This is a genomic window from Leptothoe sp. ISB3NOV94-8A (genome assembly GCF_043421595.1).
GTDB lineage: Bacteria > Cyanobacteriota > Cyanobacteriia > Phormidesmidales > Phormidesmidaceae > Leptothoe > Leptothoe turfae.
This window is the reverse complement of the sequence record NZ_JAXSQW010000001.1, coordinates 220619-232204: the sequence shown is the minus strand read 5'-3', so window position 1 is coordinate 232204 and position 11586 is coordinate 220619. Positions and strand designations below refer to the sequence as shown.

The 11586-nt window shown below is 49.2% G+C and carries 11 protein-coding genes; 3 read left to right on the top strand and 8 right to left on the bottom strand.

The annotated features are described in order from the left end of the window. The first annotated feature begins 254 nt into the window (after positions 1-254). Entirely contained in the window at positions 255-1142 is an 888-nt protein-coding gene (locus tag SPB21_RS01115) for an aq_1923 C-terminal domain (protein WP_163701305.1), read from the top strand. Positions 1143-1382: 240 nt separating this feature from the next. Further along, a complete protein-coding gene (gene rpsD, locus SPB21_RS01110; RefSeq protein ID WP_163659434.1) occupies positions 1383-1991 on the top strand; it encodes a 30S ribosomal protein S4 in 609 nt (202 codons plus the stop codon). Between the two features lie 148 nt (positions 1992-2139). Here rpsD and SPB21_RS01105 read toward each other — a convergent pair whose 3' ends face one another. Then, complete coding sequence (locus SPB21_RS01105) at positions 2140-2397, bottom strand: hypothetical protein (RefSeq protein ID WP_163659435.1); 258 nt, start codon at positions 2395-2397, stop codon at positions 2140-2142. A 166-nt stretch (positions 2398-2563) separates the two neighbouring features. Between SPB21_RS01105 and SPB21_RS01100 the strand changes: the two genes are divergently transcribed. Further along, a complete protein-coding gene (locus tag SPB21_RS01100) occupies positions 2564-2920 on the top strand; it encodes a hypothetical protein (protein WP_163659436.1) in 357 nt (118 codons plus the stop codon). 69 nt (positions 2921-2989) lie between these two features. On the opposite strand, the gene SPB21_RS01095 is transcribed toward SPB21_RS01100, so the two are convergent. The 7 genes from SPB21_RS01095 to thrS form a co-directional block, all read right to left on the bottom strand. After that, entirely contained in the window at positions 2990-3781 is a 792-nt protein-coding gene (locus SPB21_RS01095) for an energy-coupling factor ABC transporter ATP-binding protein (protein ID WP_499865083.1), read from the bottom strand. Between the two features lie 192 nt (positions 3782-3973). Then, a complete protein-coding gene (gene cbiQ, locus SPB21_RS01090; RefSeq protein WP_499061546.1) occupies positions 3974-4756 on the bottom strand; it encodes a cobalt ECF transporter T component CbiQ in 783 nt (260 codons plus the stop codon). Further along, positions 4747-5445 (bottom strand): cobalt transporter CbiM, encoded by a 699-nt coding sequence (gene cbiM / locus SPB21_RS01085; RefSeq protein WP_163701314.1) that lies wholly within the window; start codon positions 5443-5445, stop codon positions 4747-4749. Before cbiM ends, cbiQ begins: the two co-directional genes overlap by 10 nt. Then, positions 5445-5981 carry a carboxypeptidase-like regulatory domain-containing protein gene (locus tag SPB21_RS01080; protein ID WP_163701317.1) on the bottom strand — a complete coding sequence of 179 codons (537 nt, stop codon included), beginning with the start codon at positions 5979-5981 and terminating at the stop codon, positions 5445-5447. The genes cbiM and SPB21_RS01080 overlap by 1 nt, the downstream gene beginning before the upstream one ends. A 222-nt stretch (positions 5982-6203) precedes the next feature. Beyond that, a complete protein-coding gene (locus tag SPB21_RS01075) occupies positions 6204-7808 on the bottom strand; it encodes an NAD(P)H-quinone oxidoreductase subunit 4 (protein ID WP_163659441.1) in 1605 nt (534 codons plus the stop codon). Between the two features lie 465 nt (positions 7809-8273). Continuing rightward, a complete protein-coding gene (thrB, locus tag SPB21_RS01070) occupies positions 8274-9188 on the bottom strand; it encodes a homoserine kinase (RefSeq protein ID WP_163659442.1) in 915 nt (304 codons plus the stop codon). Between the two features lie 309 nt (positions 9189-9497). Continuing rightward, positions 9498-11297 (bottom strand): threonine--tRNA ligase, encoded by a 1800-nt coding sequence (thrS, locus tag SPB21_RS01065; protein WP_163701320.1) that lies wholly within the window; start codon positions 11295-11297, stop codon positions 9498-9500. Positions 11298-11586: the final 289 nt, after the last annotated feature.

The window sequence follows — 11586 nt, the reverse complement described above, 5'->3', positions numbered from 1 at the left end:
TCGTTGCAAGACTTGATTGAACAAAATTTGACTGAGGTCACTTATTTGACTGAGGTCACTTCATAGAAATCATCCTGACTGGTTCACCCCAAAGCCCCGACCGTCATCTGACAATAGTCAATACTTCTTCCCCTCCAGGAAGAGGCAATGGTGTATGTTGAGCTCTAGCTCCATAGCTACAGTCATTAGAGCCTTTTAGGAAAAGTTGGGTTCACTGATGTAGGTAACAGTGATTAAAACAGTGATCCTTCTTTATGAAAAAGCTAGCAATTGCCGGAATTGGTGCAGGTGTTCTTGCTGTTGGCCTATACTTCGGTGCAAATCTCTACGGCACTAAAGTCGCCGAGGCCAAGGTAAACAAATTAATTGACAGCATGGAAGAGGAGAACCTGGCTGTTGAGTACAAGGATATTAGCTTCAAACCCCTGGCCCAGGATGTCCATGTCAAAGATATTACGATCACGTCTAAGGATGATCCCTCTGAGGTCACTATCAAGAAAGTTATCATCCGTGACATTGATGAAAAATCAGATGTGCCCACGGTGTTTGATGCATCAATTCAGGGGATAGTGGTGGACTTAAACCAGCCGGAACAGTTAGAAATGGCTGACTTTTTGCAGAGGGCTGGTTATGACACTGCGCTAAGTTTCGATATTGATACAAAGTATCGGTACAACCAGGCCAAGCGTGAGATGAGTGTCGAAACATTTAAGGTTAGTGCCGATCAGGTGGGAGATTTGGTTGTCAATATGAAGCTGGGCAATGTCGACATGGAAGACGTTGAGTCAAAAGATGCGGCCCCTACTAACATGGATACGATTTTCCACAGTTTTGAAATTACCTATCGGGATAATTCGTTTGCGGAGAAGCTGTTAGCATCGATGGCGGCTGAGGATGGTAAAAGTGTGGATGAGTTTAAGGCTCAGTTAACCAGTCAGCTTATGGGTGCCAGTCAGTTTTTGGTGTCGCCTGATAATGAGGTGGCAGCTGATGCGGTGAATGAGGTGGTTGCGTTTATTGAAAATCCGAAGGGGTTTAGTATTTCGGCTAAGCCGGAGCAGCCAATGCAGTTGATGAATCTGATGACTGAGAATCCTGATGATTGGATGGATAAGCTTAATATTGAGGTTAAATCTTTTTAGGCAATTGGTGGTGGACAGATGCCGCTGGACATACTCCGGAACGCATTGTTCGGCGATTAGGAAGAGGTAGGTTAGGATTGCAATCAACCATTTCGTGTTCCTGTGGGCAGCGGCAGCTCAAGGCTTGGGGCTATGTTAGTTGCGCTCCAGATATAGTCGTCTCAAATTCCTATGGCGTTGAGTCACCTCATCTCCTATAATTGGGGACTGGAATATTCCTACAAAGGAGCTAAACGCTACATGGCGCGATATAGAGGTCCTCGCCTTCGCATTACTCGCCGCTTGGGTGAACTACCCGGTTTAACCCGGAAAGTTGCCCGTAAGGCCTATCCCCCTGGTCAACATGGTCAGGCGCGGAAGAAAAAGTCCGAATATTGTATTCGTCTAGAAGAGAAGCAAAAGCTTCGTTATAACTACGGTGTGACTGAGCGTCAGCTACTGCGCTATGTGAAAAAAGCACGTCGTGCCAGTGGTTCTACTGGGCAGGTAATCCTGCAACAGCTAGAAATGCGCTTGGATAACACTATTTTTCGATTGGGTATGGGACCTACGATCCCCGCTGCTCGCCAAGTCGTTAACCACGGCCACATTACCGTCAACGGTCGCGTTGTTAGCATCCCTAGCTACCAGTGCCGTCCTGGTGATGTCATTGGCGTTCGTCCAAAAGACGTTTCGAAGAAGCTAGTGGAAGCAAACCTGGAATTTCCTGGTTTGGCGAATATCCCCACTCACCTTGAGTTTGATAAAGCCAAGCTCGAAGCTAAGGTGAACAGCATCATCGAACGTGAATGGATTGCCCTCAACGTCAACGAACTACTCGTAGTTGAGTACTACTCCCGTAAAGCGTAGACCTACTGTCGCTCTACTTGAATACTTTAGGCATACCCTGCTGTATTCTTACCGCGCTAGTTTAGTAATTTCCATTAGCCCCTGAGGTCCGTCAGCCCTAGGGGTTTTATTTATGGTTAATAGCCGCCAATAGCCGATAGCTCTTTGTCTACACTGGCATCCACGACAAGACAATCAGCTCGCCCTGGACCACGCCAATGCGTAGCTCATAAATAAACTCATAGCGGTCTTCGTTTCTATCCCAGGCTGTAATCCATAGCTCGTAGGCCCGAGTATCGCGCTCATGACAGGGGAGCTGTCGCAGAACATCAATTTGATAACCTCGGTAGCTCTGTAGAAGATCGGCAACAGCAGTGGTCACGGCTGACGAATAGTGTTGCTCTGAGTAAATTCTCGGAAATGCCATGAATGGACGCCTAGATGCGAGAGTGATTCTATTCTTAGCCTACGTGACGTTACGGATGGGGGTCAGGGTTTCGGGTAGTGTGTGAAGTTTTTGAGAAGAAAATCATAGTTTGGATTAGCAATGCCAAGTAAAATATTGACTTACAACCGCATGGATTCTTAGCTTGATGAGCATAGATACAGAAAGACTCCAAACCTTACTCAGCCGTGCTCAGCAGTTAACCGAAGCAGAAGCACTGGCGGATTTGCCAGCTGCGATCGCTGAGCGCCTAAAGACAGAAACTGCTACACCTTTAGTGGCAGCCTTGAATTTGAGCGATGCCCTATGGATTGATAATCCCTATAAAGCGGAAAAGGGGGCTTCACGGGCAGTGCGGGTGATCCAGCGCGACCAAGCCGTAATCCGTGCGCTGGCATTTTATCGCCTTAAAGGTGGCACTGATTTAGAAAAAACAGCAACATTTTTTGAAGAGACGTTTGCGGCTGCCACCAAACATGACGGACAGGTGAGCCATTCCGAATAGAAAACCTGTAGGGGCGCACCGCCTTGCGCCCTCTAGCAACAACCGCCGTACGCCCCTACGAAAAATCTCTTATGTGTGGTGATCGATGACGTGGGGAATCAGCGAGTGAGGTTTTTCTAAATCATAGGTGTGCATTAAGTCATTGTCTCCCATAATCTCTCTGGGAGGACCATCGGCAACAATTCTACCTTGGTACATGATCAGGGTGCGATCGCAAACCTCCAACAAAAACTCTAAGTCGTGGGAAGCAATTACCATAGTTTGTTGCAAGCCTTGCATAAAGGTGATCAAACGTCGTCGACTGCGGATATCAAGGCTGGCGGTAGGCTCATCGTATAAAACAATCTGGGGATTCATGGCCAAGAGACCAGCAATGGCCACCATTTGTTTCTCTCCACCCGATAGGTGATGGGGAGGGCGCTCAGCTAAAGGCTGTAACCCCGTCAAAGCAATTGCTGCATCTACTCGCTCATCTACCTGTTGGGGCTGTAGATCCATATTTGCTGGGCCAAAACGAATATCGTCTCGTACCGATGCAGAAAATAATTGGTTGTCGGGGTTTTGAAACAACAATCCAATTTGAGGATTAAACCCACCAGTCACAACAGGTTTATCCATCAGTCGCACAGTGCCAGACATGGGGGTAAGCGCTCCGCAGAGAAGCATAAACAAGGTGGTTTTCCCACAGCCATTGTGGCCGATAATCCCCACCCGTTCGCCAGGAGTAACCTGTATGCAAATATTATCAAGTATCTGGGGCCGATCAGGATAGGAAAAACAAAGATGCTCAATGGCAATCGCTGCTGTTATAGCCGGAAAAACAGCAGGCGCTACTGGCTTCTTGGGTAGCAGAGACGTCATAGATACTACTCAGAGAGTGGGCGTTTGTGCTTTGAAGAGAGATTGAAATGAATGTCAAGTTTTTAATGTTGAATTTTAAGTTGGAGAATCTGTTTAGAGAATTAAGATTTATAAAAATGAGGAAGAATAGACTTCAACGGAGATCTTGGATGTGATCAAAATTGAGTGGGCCATTCAGAACTCAAAACTAACCTATCCCCCAGGAACTACTGGCCAAATTTGCAGACTCATTAAAATCAGAGCAATGGTAGCGCATAATCCAATGGCTGCAATGTCAGGGGCACGCCCCCAGCCTTGAATCTGAGAGGACATGTTGCTACGACCATTACTATAACCTCGCAGTCGCATGGCTTTGTACACCCGCTCAGATTGTTCATAGCTGCGCACCAATAACGTGCCAGTTACGGCTGCCAATTGTTGCCAACTTTGACGATTACCCCCTGGTTGAAAGCCTCGCAGCCGCATGGCCTGACGTAAAATGGCGAGCTGGTCGGCAATGTCAAATAAATATCGATAGGCCAGCAGTGCCATTTCTGCCATTAATGTTGGCAACCCCAGGGAGACTAATGTATCAATCAGTTTTAACAGTGGGGTAGTGCCCAATAACAGCATGCCAATGGTGACGATAGAGAGAAATCGCCCTGCAATTAAACCCATGGCCATCAGGCCTTCTTGTCGGATGGCGAGGGGACCCCACTGCCAGAGAATGGTGCTGCCTGATAACAGGGGTAACGCGATTACCATGCCCAGGACAAAGAGCCCAGGATAGCGGAGGCGCGATCGCAAAAATGACCAGGGTAACCCGGAGAGCATATACAGCACAGCGGTCACCAATAAGCAAATTGGCACTAGCTGCACCTGTTGCACACTGGTAAAGCCCAGCATTAACAGCCCTAAGCCGACTAATTTGCTACGGGGCCACCAGCGATGCAGGGGAGATTGCAATGCTGTATAAGAGTCGAGGGTTAGTCGCATAGTTGTTCTCCCGATGAGGGCATGGGCTCAACGGGTCTGATATCTAAGCCGGTCAACAATTCTGGTTTTGTCCGCTGTAAAAATGTCACCAGCAGTGCAGTAAAAATGCCCTCAACAATCACCAAGGGTCCATGGGCGATCGCCAGGGTGAACAGGGCTGCCCGTTCAGTGGCGACATCAAAGCCAGCAGGCACCGTGAAAGTCAGCAGACTGATAAAAATGATCACCGCCAGTGCCATGCCAACAGCTCCCGCTAAAAATCCGCTCAGACCATAGCGCATTGATGGTTTTATAGAGCGGGGCAACCAATGCCGCAATTGAAAAATGCCATGGCCCACTAAGGCCGGTACACCAATGATGATGGCGTTTAATCCGAGGGTGGACAACCCGCCGTGGCCTAAAAATAAGGCCTGAAAAAATAAACCAATCAAGATCGCTAAAAAAGCGTAATAGCCCAAAATTGCTCCTAGTAGTCCACTGAGCACCAGATGCAGGGTCATGGGCGGGAGGGGGATCTGAATGGATGAGGCAACAAAAAAGGCCGCTGTCAGCATAGCCGCTTTGGGCATTTGGGCCGTCGGGTTGGGTTGCCGGTTAATTTTTCGCAGACATTGCCAGGTAACAAACCCGCTGACACCATACCCGATGATGCACAGTTGGGGGGGGACAAAACCATCTGGAATATGCACTAAGACTGTTTACCTCGCGAAAAAAATAAAACTGTCCCGATCAGGCCCCACAGTGCGGCTCCAGCACTGGCCCAGCGTTGTAGGGGATTAGTCAATGGTTCCGATGACGATACCAGAGCCGTTGTGCTCCTGGCGACAGCTTGAGGATTTTCTACCTGTGCCACCGCCTGATTAGTGACGGGAACGTTGACGGTGGTACCATGGCCCGCTTGCCGAATAACAACTTCCCAATCGCCTTCTGTGTCAGGACTAAATTCAAAATTCCCTTGTTCATCGGTTTGCCCCGTTAACCAAGGCTCATCGGGGTTGTCAGGCCTGTAAACCACCACCTGGGCTGAAGCCATGGGTTCTCCAGAAGAATAGCTGGCTTCGACGGAAAAGGTTTGGGTAACGGTTGCGATCGCACCGTGGCTCCAGCCCGGTTGCCCCCATAACAATACCAACCCCAAACCATTGAGCCACCATAACCACAATAGCCATCGCCCATTCAAACTAAAGGAAGATTCCCTTGAGTATTGTTTAGCTGAACCCACCATAGATGCACATAAGGAATTTCCCCAATTAGTTAAGCGTCTTCTCTTTTATGGGTTCAATGCCCCAGGGGGGGACATGGGCTAACTAAAGTCCCAAAATCGTAAAGTCGCTGGTGCCCAATGGAGAACACCAGCGACTTTAAAGGAAATTGGAAGACTCAATTAACCCTGAGCAAGGGATAAAGAAGTTAACAGTAGAGGGTCGAGCCAGGCAACATTTCTTACCTATCGAATGCTTGTGTTCGACAACCGACTTGCCAACAGTTCAGGTGCAGTTAGAACCTGGGCATAAAAAGGACCGTGGTCTGCATCTTGAGCAAGCCGAATATTCTGCACACGGCTAGCAATTTCAGTGCTTTTCACATCGTAGGTTTGAGTCGCCAACTTAGGGTACAAACCGATGCCAATGATGGGCACTAGCAAAGAGACAGCCACAAATGCTTCGCGAGGCTTGATATCCCAGGAGGTGTTGTTGGGAATTTCCAGCTCACCAGGAGTACCAAAGAAGATGCGACGCAGCATGGACAGCAGATAAATCGGAGACAAAATCACACCGATAGCAGCCAAAATTACGATGATTGCCTTAAATAAGGTGCTATAGGCATCACTGGTGGAGAACCCAAGGAAGACAGCTAGCTCAGCCACAAAACCACTCATACCGGGCAGCGCCAAAGACGCCATGGCACCGGCAGTAAACATCCCGAAGGCCACGGGCATGGCTTTGCCCATGCCACCCATTTTGTCCATCGCCAGGGTGTGAGTACGCTCGTAAGCCACCCCAGAGAGGAAGAACAGAACTGCCGCAATCAGACCATGGGAAATCATCTGTAGCAGAGCACCGCTTATACCCAAGGTAGTAAATGCTGCCAAACCGATGAGGACAAATCCCATATGGGCCACAGATGAATAAGCCATGCGGCGCTTGAGATTGTCCTGACCAAAGGCTGCTAAAGAAGCGTAGACAATGTTAATTACGCCAAGGATTGCCAGGATGGGTGCGAAGTAAACATGGGCATCCGGCAACATCTCGATGTTCATACGAATGAGGCCATAGCCTGCCATTTTCAGCAGCACACCTGCCAAAATCATGGACACAGGCGCAGGGGCTTCGCTATGGGCATCCGGTAGCCAGGTATGAAATGGAAAGACCGGTAGCTTGACGCCAAAGGCAATCAAAAAGCCCGTGTAGGTCAGCAGCTGCATCGGTAACGAATATTCCTTAGCAGCCAGCTCGCTGAAGTTAAAGGTGAGATTGTCACCGTAGAAGGCCATTGCCAGAGCTGCCAACAAAATAAAGATGGAGCCGATAGCCGTGTAGAGAATAAATTTAGTCGCCGCATAGAGACGCTTCTGACCGCCCCAGATAGAGATCAGCAGATAGACCGGTACGAGTTCTAGCTCCCACATGATGAAGAACATCAACATGTCTTGGGTCAAGAAAACGCCGACCTGGGCGCTGTACATCAGCAGCAGCAGTGAAAAATAAAGTCTGGGCTTCATGGTGATATTCCAGGAAGCAACCACTGCCAGCGTTGTGACTAGTCCGCTCAAAATCACTAAAGGCATGGACAGCCCGTCAGCCGCCAGTGACCAGTTAAGACCGATTTGAGGAACCCAAGCAAAGTTATCAACTAGCTGTAAGCCGGTCTGATTGAGATCGTAGTAGTTAGCAAATGTATAAAAAATGAGGCTCAGTTCGGCCAAGCAAGCGCCAAGGGTATACCAGCGGATAGTTTTACCCTCGCTATCTGGCAGCAAAGGAATAGGGATAGCCGCTAGGAGGGGGAAAATAACTAGCGCTGTTAACCACGGAAAGTGTTCAACAATCATGCCAACTCATGCGTACAACTCGTAGAGGCGCATTTTGCCGAGAGGCAGTTGGTCTAGCTTGAAGCGAAAAGGCTTGTTGTTTACAACGTACCCCCTGTCAGGGGAGCTACTGTCTTCGCGGCGGCCTTGGTCGAAGAGGTCGGAGGAATTCAGGAGCACGATGTACTAAAGAAAAACTAGGCTAACTAACCGGACGGCAATGAGGAAAAATACCTATTGAAATACGCCCAGTCACAGTATATGTAATTTGGTTAACTTTTGATAAGGTCTAAAGTCTTAAAAATCATTTGTTTTCTTAATCGGCCAGATATATAAAGCTCTTGGCAAGATGTTAGAGCATCACACATAAAAAAAAGATATAGAGGTAATCAATCACATTTATGTAAATTTGTATTTATAAAAATGTGAATAAATAAAAATATGTAATGTGACTAACCCTGTCTGTGGGGGCACTTGTGATGCGGCTTAGCTAATGAGGTTAGCTTGGGTGCCCTGGTGATCAATGGCGAGTTGATGAACGGTATAGGGGATATTGACTGATTGCCAGGATTTACCCAGGGTTTGCTGGATAGTGGGTGCGGTTTCTGGACTGGCTAGGGTCAATAGTGTGGGGCCAGCGCCGCTGATGACAAGGCCCCAGGCTCCGGCATTAAGGGCGTCTTGATGGATGTCGTCGTAATTTGGAATGAGGGTTTTGCGGTAGGGCTGGTGGATGCGATCGCACAGTGCTGTTCTCAACCAGTCGCCATTGCCAGTGGCTAGGGCTTGAGTTAGTAGACCCAGGTGAGCCGTATTAAAGATGGCATCAGCGCGGCTATAGCTTTCGGGTAGAACTCTACGGGCTGCAGATGTCGATAGCTCAAAGTCTGGAATGGCGACGATGGGAATGATGGATTCATGCCAGGGCAGTTGGCAGATGGCGAGAGGTATATTTTCACTATGGACAGCGAGTTGGCAGCCGCCAAGCAGGGCGGGGACAACGTTGTCGGGGTGACCTTCTAATTCGGTGGCGAGGCTAGCGAGCTGACTGTGAGTTAGGGGGCTGCCTGCTAATAGGTTTGCGCCGACGATGCCGCCAACAATGGCGGTAGATGAGCTGCCTAGTCCACGGGATAGGGGAACGTGGAGGTCAATCGCAATGTGGACAGGTGGGGCGCTTTTTTGTAAGTGGTTATAAAAGGCTTCGTAGGATTTGTAGACGAGATTGTCGGGGCCGGTGCTGAGGCGATCAGCTTCTTTACCGGTGATGGTAATGGTGAGAGTGTCGGCAGGGGTAAATGTGAAGTGGTTGTGGAGGGTGAGGGCTGCACCAAGGCAGTCGAAGCCGGGACCAATGTTGGCGGTGGTTGCGGGGACTGTTACTTGGGCGGTTTGAGGCATTGTGATTTGGTTAAAAGTGTCTTGTTTGAAAGGAAGCTGCAAGGGGCCTCCCCGTTTGGGAAGGGGCCCAACGGGCGGTGTGGGTTAACTGAGACAAACACAGCCGATACCCCGTAGGGTGGGTTGAGCCCATGGAAACCCACCAGGTCAAACCCCATAGAATTACCCCAAGTAACCCCAAAAACGTTCCCCCGTAGGGGCTCCCCTTGTGGGTGCCCTAAAGGCGAGGGCCAAGCAATTCAGGCACCCCGTAGGGGCTCCCCTTGTGGGTGCCCTAAAATCAAGGTTCCAAGCAATCAGTATTCCAGATTAGAAGTACCCGTGGCTATCCAACGCCGCTTTTAATCGGGCAATCACATCCGGCACCGAAATCGCCCCCAAATCCCCTTCCTGCCGTGTACGAATGCTGAGGCTATTGTTCTCAACCTCTTTAGCACCAATCACCGCCATCACCGGGATTTTCGCCTTTTCAGCATTACGCACCATCTTGCCTAGGCGCTCGCCACTGCGGTCAACCACAACGCGCATACCTAGCTGTTGCATTTGCTCAGCTACTTGCTCAGCAAAGGGCAGCTGCTCAGCAGTTACAGGCATTAGCCGTGCTTGCTCGGGGGCGAGCCATAGGGGGAAGAGGCCAGCATATTCTTCGATCAAAATACCGATCAGACGCTCTAACGACCCAAAGGGAGCTCGGTGGATCATCACCGGACGCTGACGGGTGCCATCCGCAGCGACATATTCCAAATCAAACCGTTCTGGCAGGTTGTAATCTACCTGGGTGGTGCCCAACTGCCACTCACGACCCAGGACGTCGGTAAAGATAAAGTCGAGCTTCGGTCCATAGAAGGCGGCTTCGCCAATGCCTTCAAAGTGCTCCATGCCTAAGGTTTCAACGGCACGGCGGATGGCGTTTTGGGATTTTTCCCACACGTCATCGGAACCAATGTATTTGTCAGAGTCGGGATCTCGGAAGCTTAGGCGAGCTTTAAAGTTGTCTAGCTGCAGGCTCTTGAAGACCGCCAGAATCAGATCGACCACCTTGAGGAATTCGTCGTCTAACTGGTCTGGGGTGACAAATAAATGGGCGTCATCAACGGTAAAGCCGCGTACCCGTGTAAGACCACCCAGCTCACCGGACTGCTCATAGCGATAAACTGTGCCAAATTCGGCCAGGCGCATAGGCAGCTCTTTGTAAGAGCGCAGTTCATCTTTGTAAATCTGAATGTGGAAGGGACAGTTCATGGGTTTCATGACGAAGCCCATTTCATTGGCTTTGTCCTCTTCTGTTTCCGCCATCATCGGAAACATGTCTTCGCTGTACTTTTGCCAGTGGCCTGATGTTTTGAACAGGTCTACCTTGGCAATATGGGGGGTGACAACGGAGAGATAACCGCGCTTAACCTGCTCCTGCTTAAGGAAGTCTTCTAGGGTAGAGCGCAGCAGGGTACCTTTGGGTGTCCAAAGCGGTAGGCCAGGGCCAACATCCTCAGAGAATAAAAATAATCCCAGCTCTTTGCCTAACTTGCGGTGATCCCGCTTTTTGGCTTCTTCACGACGGCGTTTGTATTCTTGCAGTTGCTCAGGGGTTTCCCAGGCAGTTCCGTAGATGCGTTGGAGCTGTGCTTTAGTTTCGTCACCACGCCAGTAGGCTCCAGCAACGCTTTCTAGATCAAAGGCTTTGGGATGTAATTTGCGCGTGCTTTCTACATGGGGACCAGCGCACAGGTCCCACCACTGATCGCCCAGATGGTAAAGGGTTATGGGCTCTTCGATACTATCTAAAATTTCGAGCTTGTAGGGTTCTCCTAAAGCTTCAATGCGTTTTTTCGCTTCTTCTCTCGATACTTCTTCCCGTTCAACCGGATAATCCTTTTTGATAATCTTGATCATCTCCTTCTTGATCGTTTTTAGATCTTTATCAGAGAAGGGATCGGGATTATCAAAATCGTAGTAAAACCCGTATTCGGTCCAAGGACCAATGGTGACCTGAGCTTTAGGGAATAAACGCTGTACAGCCATTGCCATCACGTGGGAAAACGTATGGCGAATGCGCTTAAGGTCTTCGGACTCGTCCGTTTTGGGAAGGTATATGTTTTCAGACTCAGCCATAGGAACTGTTCGGGTTCGATAACATCTGTCAGATTAGCTAAGACACTGGGTATCCCTATAAGCTTATAAATTAAAACGCTAATCTGATTCGCAATCAACGAATGTATCCGTTGATTGGGACACGTGCCGCATCCTAGCTTAGACAGGCGCTATGGCTTTGGCAATATGCATGCAAATTCAGTAAACATCGTGTGGGGTGATGTAGGTTTATCAGGGTATCAGAGTTCAATAACATCGATATCTGAGTTGCAATCTTTCTAAAGAGTTGTGCCAAACGGAAATCGGTGTG